The organism is Streptomyces sp. NPDC093094 (assembly GCF_044754345.1).
GTDB lineage: Bacteria > Actinomycetota > Actinomycetes > Streptomycetales > Streptomycetaceae > Streptomyces.
The window spans coordinates 298,996-315,018 of sequence record NZ_JBIVOX010000002.1 but is presented as its reverse complement, the minus strand read 5'-3'; the positions used below and the strand labels follow the sequence as shown (position 1 = coordinate 315,018).

Annotated in this window: 12 protein-coding genes and 2 tRNA genes; 10 read left to right on the top strand and 4 right to left on the bottom strand. The window is 72.3% G+C overall.

The window, feature by feature from the left end; translation table 11 throughout:
- Positions 1-108: 108 nt before the first annotated feature.
- The gene (locus tag ACIQGV_RS04230) at positions 109-2,694 is read left to right on the top strand and encodes a protein kinase (protein ID WP_402490199.1); all 2,586 of its coding nucleotides are present in this window, start codon (positions 109-111) and stop codon (positions 2,692-2,694) included.
- A 72-nt stretch (positions 2,695-2,766) separates the two neighbouring features.
- On the opposite strand, the gene ACIQGV_RS04225 is transcribed toward ACIQGV_RS04230, so the two are convergent.
- Positions 2,767-4,242 (bottom strand): amino acid permease, encoded by a 1,476-nt coding sequence (locus ACIQGV_RS04225; protein WP_402490197.1) that lies wholly within the window; start codon positions 4,240-4,242, stop codon positions 2,767-2,769.
- A gap of 229 nt (positions 4,243-4,471) precedes the next feature.
- Between ACIQGV_RS04225 and ACIQGV_RS04220 the strand changes: the two genes are divergently transcribed.
- Positions 4,472-4,957, top strand: coding sequence for a ribose-5-phosphate isomerase (locus tag ACIQGV_RS04220; RefSeq protein WP_402490194.1), 486 nt, complete (start codon positions 4,472-4,474; stop codon positions 4,955-4,957).
- Between the two features lie 14 nt (positions 4,958-4,971).
- Positions 4,972-5,778: an Fpg/Nei family DNA glycosylase gene (locus ACIQGV_RS04215; protein WP_402490192.1), complete on the top strand. Its 807-nt coding sequence runs from the start codon at positions 4,972-4,974 to the stop codon at positions 5,776-5,778.
- Positions 5,779-5,866: 88 nt separating this feature from the next.
- Here ACIQGV_RS04215 and ACIQGV_RS04210 read toward each other — a convergent pair whose 3' ends face one another.
- Positions 5,867-7,123: a GNAT family N-acetyltransferase gene (locus tag ACIQGV_RS04210; protein ID WP_402490189.1), complete on the bottom strand. Its 1,257-nt coding sequence runs from the start codon at positions 7,121-7,123 to the stop codon at positions 5,867-5,869.
- A gap of 173 nt (positions 7,124-7,296) precedes the next feature.
- On the opposite strand from ACIQGV_RS04210, the gene ACIQGV_RS04205 reads away from it, so the two are divergent.
- Both ACIQGV_RS04205 and ACIQGV_RS04200 read left to right on the top strand, forming a co-directional pair.
- Positions 7,297-8,475, top strand: a complete 1,179-nt coding sequence (locus ACIQGV_RS04205) for a PP2C family protein-serine/threonine phosphatase (protein WP_402490186.1) — start codon at positions 7,297-7,299, stop codon at positions 8,473-8,475.
- Positions 8,476-8,487: 12 nt separating this feature from the next.
- Positions 8,488-8,922 carry an HD domain-containing protein gene (locus ACIQGV_RS04200; RefSeq protein WP_402490183.1) on the top strand — a complete coding sequence of 145 codons (435 nt, stop codon included), beginning with the start codon at positions 8,488-8,490 and terminating at the stop codon, positions 8,920-8,922.
- A gap of 19 nt (positions 8,923-8,941) precedes the next feature.
- Here ACIQGV_RS04200 and ACIQGV_RS04195 read toward each other — a convergent pair whose 3' ends face one another.
- A complete protein-coding gene (locus ACIQGV_RS04195; protein ID WP_402490181.1) occupies positions 8,942-10,138 on the bottom strand; it encodes an acyltransferase family protein in 1,197 nt (398 codons plus the stop codon).
- A gap of 431 nt (positions 10,139-10,569) precedes the next feature.
- Here ACIQGV_RS04195 and ACIQGV_RS04190 point away from each other — a divergent pair, with 431 nt between their 5' ends.
- Together ACIQGV_RS04190 and ACIQGV_RS04185 are read left to right on the top strand one after the other, a co-directional pair.
- Positions 10,570-10,764: a hypothetical protein gene (locus ACIQGV_RS04190; RefSeq protein ID WP_402490178.1), complete on the top strand. Its 195-nt coding sequence runs from the start codon at positions 10,570-10,572 to the stop codon at positions 10,762-10,764.
- Positions 10,765-10,850: 86 nt separating this feature from the next.
- A complete protein-coding gene (locus tag ACIQGV_RS04185) occupies positions 10,851-13,160 on the top strand; it encodes a protein kinase (RefSeq protein WP_402490176.1) in 2,310 nt (769 codons plus the stop codon).
- 84 nt (positions 13,161-13,244) lie between these two features.
- Here ACIQGV_RS04185 and ACIQGV_RS04180 read toward each other — a convergent pair.
- Positions 13,245-13,318 (bottom strand) — tRNA-Gly (locus ACIQGV_RS04180).
- A gap of 168 nt (positions 13,319-13,486) precedes the next feature.
- Here ACIQGV_RS04180 and ACIQGV_RS04175 point away from each other — a divergent pair.
- The 3 genes from ACIQGV_RS04175 (at position 13,487) to ACIQGV_RS04165 (ending at position 15,985) form a co-directional block, all read left to right on the top strand.
- Positions 13,487-13,563, top strand: a tRNA-Pro gene (locus tag ACIQGV_RS04175).
- 167 nt (positions 13,564-13,730) lie between these two features.
- Positions 13,731-15,125, top strand: a complete 1,395-nt coding sequence (tig, locus tag ACIQGV_RS04170) for a trigger factor (protein WP_402490173.1) — start codon at positions 13,731-13,733, stop codon at positions 15,123-15,125.
- A gap of 251 nt (positions 15,126-15,376) precedes the next feature.
- Positions 15,377-15,985: an ATP-dependent Clp protease proteolytic subunit gene (locus ACIQGV_RS04165; protein WP_055570713.1), complete on the top strand. Its 609-nt coding sequence runs from the start codon at positions 15,377-15,379 to the stop codon at positions 15,983-15,985.
- Positions 15,986-16,023: the final 38 nt, after the last annotated feature.

Below are 16,023 nucleotides of genomic sequence, written 5' to 3'. Positions count from 1 at the left end.
CACAAGATTTCTCCGGCCTCTGCGGATATGCCTCCATGTGTGACCGTTGTGTTTCAATGGGGGGTGTTCGGGGCTTCGTTGAGGGGGTGCAGCGAATTGCCGGGAGATATGGGGCGCGCGGGACTGCTGGTCAACGGGCGCTACCGGCTTGCCGAAAGCATCGGGCAGGGCGGAATGGGGCGGGTGTGGCGGGCCGCCGACGAAATGCTCGACCGGACGGTCGCGGTCAAGGAGATCCGCATCGACGGCCGGGGCGACGACGCGGAGGACGCCCGCACCCGCCGTGAGCGCACCCTGCGCGAGGCGCGGGCCACGGCACGCATCGACCATCCCAACGTCGTGCGGGTCTACGACGTGGTGGACGAGGGCGGACATCTGTGGATCGTCATGGAGCTGGTGAGCGGCCGGTCCCTGGAGCGGATCACCTGCGAGGACGGCCCGCTGACCGTGCGTGAGACGGCCCGGGTCGGGCTGGGTCTCGTCGCCGCCCTGCGCCAGGTGCACGAGCGCGGGGTGCTGCACCGCGACATCAAACCGGGCAACGTCATCGTCGAGGCGGCCGGACAGCGGGTCGTCCTCACCGACTTCGGCATCGCGGCGATCCAGGACGCCAAGGCGCTCACCATGGTCGGCATGCTCGTCGGCTCGCCCGACTACATGGCGCCCGAGCGGGTCTCCGGCCGGCCGCAGGGTCCGCCCTCCGACCTGTGGTCCCTCGGCGCGACCCTCTCGGCCGCCCGCACCGGTCGCTCCCCCTTCTCCCGCGACACGACCCTCGCCACCCTGCACGCGGTGCTGTACGAGGAGCCCGAGATCCCGGCCGCCGCGGGGCCGTTGCGGCCCGTCCTCGCCGCCCTGCTGGCCAAGACACCGCAGGACCGTCCGGACCTGGACGCCGTGGAGGCGGCACTCCGTCCCCTCGTCCGCCCCGAGCAGCCCCCGGCACCCCGCCGGCCGGGACCGCCTCCCTTCCCGGCCGGGATCCCTCACCCGCAGCCGCTCCCTCCGCCGGGACAGGCCACCCGGCCGGACGGCGCTTTGCACCCGGAGGAGGCGGCGCACCCGGAACCGGCCTCTCCGTCGGGCCCGGCCTCCTGGCCGAAGGCGTCTGCGCAGCCGGGTCCGGCCTCCCCGCCGGAGAGGGCCGCACAGGCGGGGCCGCCTTCCCGGCCCGGGCCGCCTTCGCCGCCGGAGGCGGGCCCGCAGCGGGGAGCGGTGTCCCCGCAGGGGCCCCTTGCGGGGAACGGGGCGCCTTCCCGGCCCGGCGGGGTCCCGCACCCGGTGCCGGACCCCCGCCCCGGACCGGGGTCGCCCTCGCCGTCGAGTCCGCCTTCGCCGCCGGAGCCGTCCACGCCGCCGGGGGCGCCTGCCGAGCCGGGCGGGGCCTTGCGGCCGGGACCGGCCGCCGGGCCGACACCGCCTGTCCGGCCGGAGGCGGCCCGGCAACCGGGGCCCGCCGCATGGCCGGAGGCACCCGCCCGGCCGGAGGCACCCGCCCGGCCGGACGGGACCTCTCGTCCTGACGCGGCCCCCGATCCTGGCCCGGCCCTCCGTCCTGGCGCGGCCCCCCGTTCCGGCCCGGACCTCCCGCCAGGGGCGGCTTCCGCGCCGGGCGCGGCCCTCCGTCCTGGCGCGGATCCTCGTCCTGGCTCGGACTTCCCGCCAGGGGTGGCTTCCGCGCCGGGCGCGGACCTCCGTCCTGACGCGGACCTCCGTCCTGGCTCGGGCTTCCCGCCAGGGGTGGCTTCCGCGCCGGGCGCGGACCTCCGTCCTGACGCGGCCCTCCGTCCTGGCGCGGATCCTCGTCCTGGCTCGGACTTCCCGCCAGGGGTGGCTTCCGCGCCGGGCGCGGACCTCCGTCCTGGCCCGGACCTCTGTCCTGGCCCGGACCCCCGGCCAGGGGCGGCTTCCGCGCCGGGTGCGGCCTTCGGGTCGGGAGCCGCCGTGCAGCCCGGGCCGACCGCCCGGCCGGGGCCCGCCTCGCCGTCCGCGGACGGAGCTCGGCTGTCGCCGGGCGGGCCGCGGCGGTCCGGGGACTCCTCGCCGTCGGGGCCGGTTCTGCGGGCGGCCGGGGACGGGGGGCGTGCTCCGGGGCGGTGGCGCACCGTGCCGGCCGCCGTCGCCGGGGTCGTCGCGACCGGTGTCGTCGTCGCCGTCGTGCTCACCGCCGCCCCCGGTGATCCGCCCGACGGCCGGCGGGCCGCAGGCCCCGGCGGCAGCAGCAGCAGCAGCACCGCGCCCACCGTGCAGGGCACGGCCCGTCCGCCCAGCCTGCCCCCCGGCGCCCACCAGGAGGCCGGAGGCTACGCGTGGGCCCCGCCCCGGGGATGGCGGCGCGATGTGAAGACCGGGGCCGAGGTGCACTACACCTCGCCCGACGGGTCCCAGGAACTGGTGGCCAAGTCCTCCCTCGCCCGCGGCGACCTGATGGAGACCTGGCGGACCTCGGAGCAGAACGCCCGCCAGGGCCGGGACTACCGCAAGATCCGCCTGGAGGAGACGACGTTCCGGGACCACCCGGCCGTGGTCTGGGAGTACACCTTCACCCTGGAGGGCGCCGCCTGGCACGCCCGGCTGCTCGGCTTCGACGCGGACGGCACGTCGTACCAGGTGAACACGTGGTACCGGCCGGCCGTCGAGGACCGGGCGCTGGCGACGTACGACAGGGTCAGGGAGAGCTTCACCGTCCTGTGAGCGAGGGCCGCCGGACGCGGAAGGGGCCCCGCGGCACGACACCGCGAGGCCCCTGGACAGCGTCGGCCGGGATCAGCCGACGCTGACCTCGTCGGCGTCCTCGGCCCGCTCGGCCGGGGCGCCCGGCTGCACGGCGGCCGGAGCGCCGGCGCCCAGCTTCTGCCGGACCACGGCGATCACCAGCACGATCGCGGCGACCATCAGCGACAGCAGGACGGTCTCGCGGCCGTCGTGCTCGGTGTCGGTGAGCATGTAGCCGAGGACGAAGACGATCAGCGCGGCCGCGGCCCAGGTCAGGTACGGGTACAGCCACATCTTCACGACGAGCTTCTCCGGCGCCTCGGCCTGGATGATCTTCCGCATGCGCAGCTGCGAGAAGCAGATCACCAGCCACACGAACAGGGCGACCGCACCGGAGGAGTTGACCAGGAAGAGGAAGACGGAGTCGGGGAACTTGTAGTTGAAGAACACCGCGACGAAGCCGAACACCACGGAGACCAGGATCGCCACGCGCGGCACGCCGTTGGCCGTGGTCCTGGAGAACGCCTTCGGCGCGTCGCCGCGCTGGCTCAGCGAGAAGGCCATGCGGGAGGCGGTGTAGAGACCGGAGTTCAGACAGGACAGCACCGAGGTCAGCACGATGAAGTTCATGATCTGACCGGCGTGCGCGATACCGAGCGAGTCCAGCGCGGCGACGTAGGAGCCGTCCTCCTTGATGGACGGGTCGTTCCACGGCAGCAGCGACACCACGACCAGGATCGAGCCCAGGTAGAAGACGCCGATACGCCAGATGATGCTGTTGGTGGACTTGGTGACCGCGCGCTGCGGGTCCTCCGACTCACCGGCGGCCAGCGTCGCGATCTCGCTGCCCATGAAGGAGAAGACGACCAGCAGCACACCGGTCAGGACGGCGCCCGGCCCGTGCGGCAGGAAGCCGCCCTGCTCGGTGAGGTTGGACAGCCCCGCCTTGTCGCTGTCGACCCCAGGAAGTACACCGAAGACGGCGAGGCCGCCCACCACGATGAACGCGGCGATCGCGACGACCTTGATCCCGGCGAACCAGAACTCGAACTCGCCGTAGGAACCGACGGACACCAGGTTGGTGGCGGTCAGCACCACCATCACGATCAGCGCCCACGCCCACTGCGGCACGGCGGGGATCCATCCTTCCAGGATCGCGGCGCCGGCGGTCGCCTCGACCGCGAGCACGACGACCCAGAAGAACCAGTACAGCCAGCCGATGGAGAACCCGGCCCAGCGGCCGAGCGCCCGGTCGGCGTGCGCGGAGAAGGAGCCGGACGTCGGGTTGGCCGCGGACATCTCGCCGAGCATGCGCATCACCAGCACCACGAGCGTGCCGACGAGGGCGTAGGACAGCAGGATGCCGGGGCCCGCGGTCGCGATGCCGGAGCTGGAGCCGACGAACAGTCCGGCACCGATCACACCGCCGATGGCGATCATCGACAGATGCCGGTTCTTCAGGCCCGCGTGGAGTCCGGTACCGGGATCGCCGTTCGCGGTCTTCGACGGGTTCGGCTGCGAGGTCATTGGATGGATTTCCTTTGCGCCGTGGGGAGCGGTTTCTCGTACTCCGGGGAGGAGTGGTTCACGAGCTGGTCCAGTGAAACGGAGGCAAAGAGATTCGTGAACCTTTGAATCCATATCGTTACTTGAGGTTTTCCTGAGGTTCTGTAGTCTTGGTCACACGTCTGGGTCCCGGCTCTGTCCGCCGCGACCCGCTCCGCCGCCACCCCTTCGCGCATGGCACACTCCTCCCATGCGCGTGTATCTCGGCTCTGACCATGCGGGCTTCGAACTCAAGAACCACCTCGTCGAGTGGCTCAAGGCGGCGGGCCATGAGCCCGTCGACTGCGGCCCCCACATCTACGACGCCCAGGACGACTACCCGCCCTTCTGCCTCCGCGCCGCGGAGCGCGCCGCCGCCGACCCCGACGCCCTCGGCATCGTGATCGGCGGATCCGGCAACGGCGAGCAGATCGCCGCCAACAAGGTCAAGGGCGTGCGTGCCGTCCTCGCCTGGAGCGAGGAGACGGCGGAGCTCGGCCGCACCCACAACGACGCCAACGTCCTCTCCGTGGGTGCGCGCATGCACACCCAGGACGAGGCCACCAAGTTCGTCGAGACGTTCCTGAACACGCCGTTCTCCGGGGACGAGCGGCACGCCCGCCGCATCGACATGCTCGCGGCGTACGAGGCGACGGGCGACCTGCCCCCGATCCCGGCGCACCACCCGCAGCAGTAGGAAGGCAGGGCACCGTGCCGGAAGGGCACACGATCCACCGGCTGGCCAAGGACTACGCAGCCGCCTTCTCCGGCACCGCCCCCCGGGTGACCAGCCCCCAGGGCAAGTTCAGCGACGCCGCCGCCCTGCTCGACGGCGGCGTCCTGCACGGCACCGACGCCCACGGCAAACACCTCTTCCTGGGGTTCGCCGGGTCCTGGATCCACATCCACCTCGGCCTCTTCGGCAAGGTGGACTTCGGCGGCACGCCCGCCCCGCCGCCCACGGACACCGTCCGGCTGCGCCTGGCGAACAGCACGTCGTACGTCGATCTGCGCGGCCCCACCACCTGCGCCCTGATCACGGACGGCGAGAAGCACGCGATACACGGACGCCTCGGCCCCGACCCGCTGCGCGAGGACGCCGACCCGCAGGCCGCGTTCCGCAGGATCTCCCGCAGCCGTACGACGATCGCCGCGCTGCTCATGGACCAGAAGGTCGTCGCCGGGGTCGGCAACGTCTACCGCGCCGAGGTCCTCTTCCGCCACGGCATCGACCCCTACCGGGCCGGCAAGGACCTCACCTCCGCCGAGTGGGACGCGATCTGGGCCGACCTCGTCGCCCTGATGCGCGAGGGCGTCCGGCTCAACCGCATCGACACCGTCCGCCCCGAGCACACCCCGGAGGCGATGGGCCGCCCGCCGCGCGTCGACGACCACGGCGGCGAGGTGTACGTCTACCGCCGGGCGAACCTCCCGTGCCACATCTGCGGAAGCGGGATCCGCACCGCCGACCTCGCCGCCCGCAACCTGTTCTGGTGCCCCGGCTGCCAGCGGAGCTGACCGGGGCCCCGGGCGGACGGCAGCCGCCGGGGCCTGTCTGGCGATTCGCGTCGCGCGGCAGACGGGAACGGTCGGACAGGCCCTGGAACTAGAACCCGTGCGGCAGCCACGGCGCCACAGGGGAGCCGAACGCCACCGCCGCCTCCGTCAGCGCGCCCTCGCGCAGCTCACGCACCCGCCCCGCCGCGCCCAGCGCCGAGAGGCTCACCCCGCCGAGATAGGCCGCGCCCAGCTCCCGCACGGACAGGGTGAGATCGGCCGGATCCGCCGTGGGCCGGCACACCGCGCCCTTCGCGTCGCCCGTCAGCCGCCAACGACCGGCGTTCCAGGGGCAGAACGGGTCGTCCACCTCGAACACCACGTCCACGGGCGCCTGGTACGTCCGCGCCTCCAGCGCCGCGCCGACCTCCACCAGCCGCACATGCAGCGAGTCCCGCAGCCGCAGCAGGCACCGCCGGAGGTCGGACACCTGGTGCTGCCACGCCTCGTCGACCGGCCGCCCCCGCACCACCAGCTTCGACATCAGGTCGATCCCGAACAGGAACCGCCACAGCGCCGCCTCGGTCACCGGGTCCGCCCCGGCCAGATCCGACAGCGTCACCGTCCCGTCGTGCCCCGACGGACTCCAGCCCAGCTTCGTACGGAACCGCGCGTATCCGGTGACCTCGCCGTCCCGCTCGGCCACCACGCACTGGAGCGGCGACGCCCCGTCCCGGTGCTCCTGCGCGTCCAGCACCCCGAGCCGCTCCCAGCCGGGCCGCCGGGCGAGCATCCCCGGCCGCCCGGACACCGTACGCGCGTACACCGCCTCGCACACGTCGAGCACCTCGGCCAGCGCCGCGTACCGCAGCCGTACGCCGTCCGTCCCGGCCGGCACGGACAGCCGCACCCGGCTCGTGTCGATCTCGCCGTGCAGTCCGAACGTCGCCGCGGCGTACCCGAACCGGCCGTAGATGTCCGGCTCGGACGCCGTCAGCGCCGCCAGCGGCTCGCCCCAGGAACGGATGTCGTCCAGCTGCCGCCGCATCATGGCCGTCAGCAGCCCGCGCCGCCGGTGCGTCGCGGCCACGCTCACCATCGTGATGCCCGCCGTCGGCACCGAGGCGCCGCCCGGTACCGTCAGCCGGAACGAGAACGCCCCGGCCGTGCCCACACAGTCCGGCCCGTCCCAGGCGCCCAGGGACCGGGAACGCTCGGTCAGCGCCTCCCACAGCTCCCGTTCCTCGGAAGGCTCCGGCTGCGCGCCGAAGGCACGGATCAGATTGTCGTACCACGGAGCCCACTCATCCTGCCGCAGCTCCCGTATCACCGGCTCCGGGCGCGTGCCCGCGTAGTCAGTCGCCATGGATCCATCCCTACCAGCGCAATGCGGGACGAGCCAGCCAATTTCCCCTGTCACGTCACGGCCGTGCCGCCGGTGGAGTTCACTGAGGGCGACGGCGGAGTCCGGTCTCGGACGGGGGACAAGTGGGACCTCCCGTGCCATGCGGCCGGTCGGGTGGATAGGGTCCCGGACTAATGGCAGCAGGACGACAGCGGCGCACGGCCGCCGAGACGTTCCCGGCCCGGTTGCGGATGCAGTGGCACCGGGTCCGCGTCGGCCTGCGCAGAAGCGCCGTCGACTACTTCCGCGGCGACGGCTCCGACTGGGTCGCGCTGGCCGGTCTGCTGCTGACCGTGCCGCTGATCGCGTCCGCCACCCTCGCCGACCCCGTGTGGTGCTCCCCGGTCGCGCTGGTCCTGCCCATCGTCGCCGGCGGGGTGCTGCTGCGCCCGGCGAGCCTGCTCGGGCTGTACGCGGCCGCGGCCACCGCCCTGATCGTGGAGTCGGTCCAGCTCGGCCCGTACACCGACGGTCCCGCCCGGGTGACCCCCGGCGTCGTCCTCGTGGTCGCCGCCTGCGGGTTCTTCGGCCTGCTCATCGCGCAGTTCCGCAGCAGGGTCGGCGTGCCCTGGCGGCGCGGCGGCACCATGCTCTTCGACCTGCGCGAGCGCATCCGCACCCAGAGCAGGCTGCCCAAGCTGCCCCGGGGCTGGCACCACGAGATGGCGCTGCGCCCCGCCGGGGGCCAGTCGTTCTCCGGTGACTTCGTCGTCGCGGCCCGCACCAACGGCGGGCGCACCCTGGAGGTCGTCCTCACCGACGTCTCCGGCAAGGGCATGGACGCGGGCTCCCGCGCCCTGCTGCTGTCCGGTGCCTTCGGCGGGCTGCTCGGCTCGCTGCCCCCGCACGCCTTCCTCCCGGCCGCCAACGGCTATCTGCTGCGCCAGGACTGGGAGGAGGGCTTCGCGACCTCCATCCATCTCGTCCTCGACCTCGACTCCGGCGACTACGAGCTGTACTCCGCGGGGCACCCGCCGGGCCTCCGGCTCAGCGCCGGCAGCGGCCGCTGGGAGGAGAAGGCCGCCGAGGGCCCCCTCCTCGGGGTGTACGACGGCGCCCAGTTCGACCCCGTCAAGGGCGTGCTGCGCCCCGGGGACGTGCTGATGCTGTTCACCGACGGCCTGGTGGAGACCTCCGACCGCGACATCGTCGAGGGCATCGACCGTCTCACCGGCGAGGCCGACCGCTATGTGGCCGCCGGTTTCCGGGGCGCCGCCTGGCATCTGATCGAGGCCGTCGCCAAGGACGTCAACGACGACCGGGCCCTGCTGCTGATCTGCCGCGAGGGCCCCACGGCCCAGACCGCCGGCTGAGGGGAACGCCGCATGCTGACGCTCACCGAGGTCGAGGCCCTCGCCCGCGCGGCGCACGAGGGCCAGACCGACAAGGCGGGCCGGCCCTACGCCGAGCATCTGGCCGCCGTCGCACGGGGGGTGCGCGAACTCGGCGGCGACGCCGACCAGATCGCCGCGGCCTGGCTGCACGACGCCGTGGAGGACGACGCGCTCTCGCAGCGGTGGCTGGCCGGTGCCTCCCTGAGCGGCCGGACGAAGGCCATCGTGCTCGCGGTCACCAAGCGGGCGGGGGAGAGCCCCGAGGAGTACGCCGGACGCATCCTCGCCACCCCGGGCGCGCTGCTGGTCAAGCGGGCCGACCTGGCGCACAACGCGGACCCGGCGCGGCTCGCGGTCCTGGACGAGGCGACCCGGGCCCGGCTGACCGCCAAGTACACCAGGATGCGCGGGCTCCTGGGGCTGTGAGCCTCTGCCCGGGCGGGCGTCACGCCCGGACCCGCTCGGGTTCCCTCTCCCGCTCCGGTGCGGGGTCCCGCTTACGCTCCTGCTCCCGCCCGGGATCCTGCTCACGTTCCGGGCCGCGGTCCCGTTCAGGGGCCCGCTCCCGTTCCCGGGCCGCCTCGGCGGCGTCCCGCCTGAACGCCCACTCCATCCCCGGCTCCGTCACGCACCGGAAGACCCGTCGCACGGGCGGCGTGCACAGCAGTGTGACGACCGCGCCCGCGAGGAGCGTCACCCAGACCGCGCCGAGCGGCCCGCGCAGCCACGCAGCGTCGTACCAGCCCCAGAACTCGGCGGACTTGGTGACGAAGCCGTGCAGCAGATAGCCGCAGAGCGTGCCCGCGCCGAGTGCCGTGAACCACATCGGGCGCCCGGGCACCCAGGCGAAGAAGCAGGCCGTCAGCAGCAGGGAGCAGCCGAACAGGGCGAGCACCATGACCGGTCCGCACCACCAGGGCGCGCCCAGTTCCTGCGCGGAGTCGCGATGGTAGAACCACCCGGTGTTCATGCGCGGCACGCTCCACCAGGCCACGGCGGACGCGGCGGCGAACACCGGCACCGCCGCGATCCGCACCGCGCGCCGGCGGACCCCTCGGAAGTGCTCCGGCTTCAGGCAGAGGCCCAGCACGAAGTACGGAAGGAACTGGAGCACGCGCTGGAGGTCGAGGTCGTCGCCGATCTCGGGGGTGACGGACGCGAGCGCGGCGATGCCGAGGGCCAGCGGCAGGGGGTGGCGGATCTGCTTCCACAGCGGGGTCGTCAGCCGCCACACGAACAGGGCGATCAGGAACCAGGTGAGGTACCAGGGATCCAGCAACGAGACGGGCCGGGAGGGGTCGTCACCGGCGAAGCGCCTGAAGAGCGAGTAGGCGGTCTCGAAGACCAGGTACGGCACGAGGACCCCGGTGACCAGCCGTCTGAGGCGGTCGGGGCGCATGTCGAAGCCGCGGGAGAAATAGCCGGAGACGATGATGAACGCCGGCATGTGGAACGCGTACACCAGGGTGTACACGCCCTCCAGGACGCGGCTGTCGTGCTTGAGCGGCTCCCAGGCGTGGCCCATGGCCACCAGCACGATCGCCAGATACTTGGCGTTGTCGAAGAACGCGTCGCGGTGTGGGGGAAGGGATGTTCTGTTGTGTCCGTGCGTTCGGAGCGGGGTCGTCACAGCGTGGAACATCTGAGGCAGCCTAGCGTCGTTCTTGCGATTCCGTAAAACACCTGATGTCAGAGCCCAATTTCGCACCGAGTACCCCGACTTAGGTCCGAAGTGTCCGTATTGATGCGGACTAAACCCCCCATAGTGACTCAACTTCCGGACGATGCAGGCGAATTCGAATTCCTGTGTGCCCGATGTGGGGGAGGTGGGTGGAAGGGGAAACGTGCGTATGGAAATGATGTGAGTAGGAAGGTGTGAGAATTCCTCCTCCGGGTAGGCGCTCGAATTCCCGTGCGCGGCGCGGCGGGTGGCCCCGGGAGCGACCGGAGCCGCCGATGGTGCGTCACGAGAGGCATGAGGCGGGCGGGTTGGTGGCACGATGGTTCAGGCCGGAGCGCACAGGGCAGTGCCTCCGGCAGGAGTACGGACCGAACCCAGGGGTGTGATCAGTCGTGGCCATTTCGCTGTCGGTGGTGCTGCTGTTGGCGATCATCCTGGTGGTGCTCATGCGAGGGGGGTCGATCAAGGCCGGGCCCGCCATCGTGGCCGTGCTCTTCGGCTTCTTCCTCGCCTCGACCGGGATGGCCCCGTCGATCAACCGCTTCCTCGACTCGATAGCGGAGACGATCAACTCCATCAGTTTCTGACACCGGTGCGGCCGACGAGGCCGCAGGCCGGTGGGGTTACGCTCGTCCGGATCGCCGGGCGACGCGGAACGGGGGACGGCACGGGGATGGCGCTGCGCGATTCGGACCCGGCGGAGGTGGGCGGCTACCTCATCGAGGACCGCCTCGGCTCCGGCGGCATGGGCGTGGTCTACCTCGCCCGCTCCGCCTCCGGACGGCGCCTCGCGGTCAAGGTCGTGCACGACCAGTACGCCGACGACGACGAGTTCCGCACCCGTTTCCGCCGCGAACTGTCCGCCGCGCGCCAGGTCAGCGGAGCCTTCACGGCCCCCGTGGTGGACGCCGACGCCGACGCGCCGCGCCCCTGGATGGCCACGCTCCACATCCCGGGCGAGACCCTGGGCCACCACGTCCGCGAGCACGGCCCGCTGCCCCTTCCCAGGCTGCGCGAACTCGCCGCGGGCCTCGCGGAGGCACTGCGCGACATCCACCGCGCCGGCGTCGTCCACCGCGACCTCAAGCCCGCCAACGTGATGCTCGCCGAGGACGGGCCCCGCGTCATCGACTTCGGCATCTCCCGCGCCGCCGAGATAGCCGCCTCCGACGCCCTCACCCAGACCGGCCGCGTCATGGGCACTCCGCCCTTCATGTCCCCCGAGCAGCTCTCCGCCCCGCACCACGTGGGCCCCGCCGCCGACGTCTTCTCCCTGGGCGCGGTCCTCGCCTACGCCGCGACGGGCCGCGGGCCCTTCGACAGCGCGAGCCCGTACGAGACGGCCGTCCGCGTGGTCGAGGGCGACCCTGAACTGGACGGCGTACCGGACGAGTTGCTCCCGTGCATCCGTCTGTGCCTGGAGAAGGAGCCCACGTCCCGGCCGACGGCCCACGAGCTGCTGACGAAGCTCGGCGGACACGCTGCGCCGTCCCCGCGAGGGCGGTCCGACGTCCCCCGCACCGCGTCCCCGTCGTCCGCCCCGCGCGAGTGGCCCGCGCCGCCCCTGGCGGAGTGGCCGGACTCCGAGACCGTCCCCAAGGGCCCCGCCGGGACGGACGCCGTACGGACCCCCGATGCCCCGAACGCTCTCCCGCAGGAGCCGCAGGAGCCCGGTGCGCCGGCGCCCGCGCGGAACCGGCTGCGCGGCCGGCCCGGGCTGCTGGGCTGGGGCGCGGCGGCGGTCGTCCTGGCGGCCGTCGCCGTGAGTCTCCTGTCCCTGCCCTCCCAGGGCGGGCAGGGTACGGCCCGGCCCGGCGCCGAGACGGCCGCGAGCGATCTGCCCGAGGGCTGGAGACCGTGGCGGGCCAGGGCCGCGGACCAGCCGGCCGGCGCCGGATTCCCCTTCGGCAGCTGCGCCGCCACCGACAGGACCCTGGTGTGCGCCGGGGACGACCTGACGGCCGCCGGCTGGAACCTGTCCGACGGGAAGCGGGCCTGGTCCCGGTACATCGACCCCACCCCGAACGACGAGGGCCGGGGCCAGGGCGGCGCCGTCCTCGGCCTCCACCGGGGCGCCGTCCTCGTCTACGGCGCCGACGACCCCGCGTCCGACGAGCCCGGGACACCGGCCCGCTACACCCTGCAGTCGCTCGACCCCGCCACCGGCAGGGTGAACTGGACGACCGTGACGGGCGAGGGCGAGTGGGCGATCGCGCCCCAGGCGGCGAACACCGCGGTCGTCCCCGAGGGCGTCCTCACGCTCTACGGCGACGACGCCGGACAGTACGCGCTGGTCGACGCCGACGACGGCGAGGTCCGCTGGAAGCGCCGCGGGCCGGCCACCGACTACACGCTGGAGGCCGCGGCCGGGGCGCCGTACCTGTTCGTGCAGCACGACTGGGACAAGGGCGACGCCGCCCGCACCGAGGTGGTCCGCCTCGACCCCGCCACCGGCGAGGCCCGCTGGAAGACCGACGTCGAAGGCCGGATCCGGCTCCTGGGCGAGTCCGGGGGCGGTCTCGTGCTGGCCCACGAGGACGACCAGGGCGGCCAGGAGCCGGTGCTCACCCTGCTGGACCCCGGCACCCGCGCGGTCACCTCCACCCGGCTGTCGCCCGCCCCGCCCGACGGGTACCGCGTCCACGTCGCCGGCGGCACGGTGTACCTCACCTGGAGCAGCGGCACCGTGCGTGCGTTCTCGCCGCACACCGGCCGGCGGCTGTGGGAGAACAACTCCACCGTCGAGCACCCCGGCCCGCCGGCCGTGTCCGCCCGCCATGTCTACGTCGCGTCCTCCAGCGGGCGCATGGCCTCCATGGACATCCGCACCGGCGAGGTCGAGGCGACCCGCCCCGGCTACGACGACGCCGTCACGGAGATGGGCTTCCTCTTCACGGGAGCGGCCCCCCTGCTCGTCGGCGACGCCCTCTACGTCCCCTACGGCGCCCGGTCGGTCTACACCGTCGACGTCAACGAACTGTGACGCCCGACCCGGGGCGGTGAAATTCCCGGGAGAACGCCTCAGGGCCGGTCCGAGGAATCCTCCTCGGACCGGCCCTGAGCCATATGGAGCGGGCGACGGGAATCGAACCCGCGTAGCTAGTTTGGAAGACTAGGGCTCTACCATTGAGCTACGCCCGCACGGCACGCGCCGCAGGTCCGGAGGACCGCGGCACTGCACGCATCGTAGCGGGTCGCGCCCCCCGGCCGCACACCCCCTTTTCCGGCCCGGCGTGGTGGACCGTGAGACGCATGCGGAATCCGGCCGCCCCCCTGCCTGCGGGCATGTACCCTACGTGTCGCACCAGACGGGGTGTGGCGCAGCTTGGTAGCGCGTCCGCTTTGGGAGCGGAAGGCCGTGGGTTCAAATCCCGCCACCCCGACCACTCACCCGATCGCCTCAGGTGATCGCCTTTTGGGACGTTCGGCCCCTGCGGTTACTATGCAAGCTGCGCGCCCGTATGTCTCTCACGATGTCCTCCGGGCGGCGAAATCCGCCGGAACCGTCTGGCTCCGGCAGAATCCAGAAGTCAGCCATCAAGGAGACCGAACCGTGAAGAGCGCCGTTGAGAACCTGAACCCGACCCGGGTTCGGCTCACTGTCGAGGTGCCCTTCGAGGAGCTCAAGGACAGCCTCGACGCGGCGTACAAGAAGATCAACCAGCAGGTCACGGTGAAGGGCTTCCGCAAGGGCAAGATCCCCGCCCGGGTGATCGACCAGCGGTTCGGCCGTGGCGCCGTGCTGGAGGAGGCCGTCAACGACGCGCTGCCGAAGTTCTACACCGCCGCCGTCAACGAGGCCGAGCTCTCCGTCCTGGGTCAGCCCGAGGTCGACATCACCGAGCTGAAGGACGGCGACACGCTGAACTTCACCGCCGAGGTCGACATCCGTCCCGCCCTCGAGATCCCGGACTACTCCGGCATCGAGGTCGAGGTCGACGCCGTCGAGGTCACCGACGAGGACGTCGAGAAGTCCGTGCAGCAGCTGCGCGAGCGCTTCGCCTCCACCTCCCCGGTCGAGCGCGCCGCCGAGGACGGCGACGTCGTCACGATCGACCTGCAGGCCAAGGTCGACGGCGAGGTCCTCGCCGACGGCGTGGCCGACGGCGTCTCCTACACCATCGGCTCCGGCGAGCTGCTGGAAGGCATCGACGACGCCGTCAAGGGCCTGGAGGCGGGCGCCGAGGCGACCTTCACCTCCGAGCTCAAGGGAGGCTCCGCGGCGGGCAAGGAGGCCGAGGTCACCGTCAAGGTCACCCAGGTCGCCGCCCGCGAGCTGCCCGAGCTGGACGACGACTTCGCGCAGCTCGCCTCCGAGTTCGACACCCTGGACGAGCTCAAGGGCGACAGCCGCAAGCGCCTGGAGAACATGAAGCAGTTCGACCAGGCCACGCAGGCCCAGGAGCGCGTCCTGGAGAAGCTGCTGGAGCTCGTCGAGGTGCCCGTCCCCGAGAAGCTGCTCGAGGACGAGATCAACACCCGCAAGCACAACCTGGAGCACCACCAGCTCGGCCAGATGGGCCTCACCCTCGACAAGTACCTGGAGATCCAGGGCAAGACCGCCGAGGAGTTCGAGACCGAGACCCGCGACGCCGCGGTCAAGGGCATCAAGACCCAGTTCGTCCTCGACGAGCTGGTCAAGACCGAGAAGCTCAACGTCAACCAGGACGAGCTGACCGAGCACCTGATGCGCCGTGCCGCCTCCTCCGGCATGTCCCCCGACCAGTTCGCCCAGGCCGTCGTCGAGCAGGGCCAGGTCCCGCTCCTCGTCGGTGAGGTCGCCCGCGGCAAGGCCCTGGCCGTCGTCGTCGAGGCCGCCACGGTCAAGGACACCAACGGCGAGGTCATCGACCTCGACGACGAGGACGAGGTCGAGGCCGCCACCGAGGTCGTCGAGGCCGCCGAGGGCACCGAGACCCCCGAGGCCGAGGAGAAGCCGGAGGCCTGAGCCGCACGGCACCTCCGGCCGGCTCCGGCCGGCCTCTGATCACCCGCTGATCACCCGCAACGGACCCCGAGTACTTCGAACTCGGGGTCCGTTCGCCTACCCCCGGATCACACCCCGCTACGCCCCCGGCGAACACCCCCCTTACCGGGATTCCCCGGGAGGGCTGCGGCGTTAGGGTCCATGAATACGTAGTACACGTGAGACGGCCCGGCGCCGTCGCAAGACGAGCAGGTGGATACGTGACGAATCTGATGCCCTCCGCCGCCGGCGAGCCTTCCATCGGCGGTGGCCTCGGCGACCAGGTCTACAACCGGCTGCTCAACGAGCGGATCATCTTCCTCGGCCAGCCGGTCGACGACGACATCGCCAACAAGATCACCGCGCAGCTGCTGCTCCTTGCCGCCGACCCGGACAAGGACATCTACCTGTACATCAACAGCCCCGGCGGCTCGATCACGGCCGGTATGGCGATCTACGACACCATGCAGTTCATCAAGAACGACGTGGTGACGATCGCCATGGGCCTCGCGGCCTCGATGGGTCAGTTCCTGCTCAGCGCGGGCACCCCCGGCAAGCGTTTCGCGCTGCCGAACGCCGAGATCCTGATCCACCAGCCGTCCGCGGGTCTGGCCGGTTCGGCCTCTGACATCAAGATCCACGCCGAGCGGCTGCTGCACACCAAGAAGCGCATGGCCGAGCTCACCTCGCAGCACACCGGCCAGTCGGTCGAGCAGATCACCCGCGACTCGGACCGCGACCGCTGGTTCGACGCGTTCGAGGCCAAGGAGTACGGCCTCATCGACGACGTCATCCCCACGGCCGCCGGTATGCCGGGCGGCGGCGGCACCGGGGCGGCCTGAGGCCCGCCAGGGCCCCCGAGCCTCCCAGAGCCCTCCAG

Bases quoted from the DNA above. Each gene is read 5' to 3' on its own strand.
- ACIQGV_RS04225 (WP_402490197.1), bottom strand. From the start codon at position 4,242: ATGACCTCGCAGCCGAACCCGTCGAAGACCGCGAACGGCGATCCCGGT.
- ACIQGV_RS04165 (WP_055570713.1), top strand. From the start codon at position 15,377: ATGCCCTCCGCCGCCGGCGAGCCTTCCATCGGCGGTGGCCTCGGCGAC.
- ACIQGV_RS04230 (WP_402490199.1), top strand. From the start codon at position 109: ATGGGGCGCGCGGGACTGCTGGTCAACGGGCGCTACCGGCTTGCCGAA.
- ACIQGV_RS04205 (WP_402490186.1), top strand. From the start codon at position 7,297: ATGGCAGCAGGACGACAGCGGCGCACGGCCGCCGAGACGTTCCCGGCC.
- ACIQGV_RS04200 (WP_402490183.1), top strand. From the start codon at position 8,488: ATGCTGACGCTCACCGAGGTCGAGGCCCTCGCCCGCGCGGCGCACGAG.
- ACIQGV_RS04210 (WP_402490189.1), bottom strand. From the start codon at position 7,123: ATGGCGACTGACTACGCGGGCACGCGCCCGGAGCCGGTGATACGGGAG.
- ACIQGV_RS04220 (WP_402490194.1), top strand. From the start codon at position 4,472: ATGCGCGTGTATCTCGGCTCTGACCATGCGGGCTTCGAACTCAAGAAC.
- ACIQGV_RS04185 (WP_402490176.1), top strand. From the start codon at position 10,851: ATGGCGCTGCGCGATTCGGACCCGGCGGAGGTGGGCGGCTACCTCATC.
- ACIQGV_RS04195 (WP_402490181.1), bottom strand. From the start codon at position 10,138: ATGTTCCACGCTGTGACGACCCCGCTCCGAACGCACGGACACAACAGA.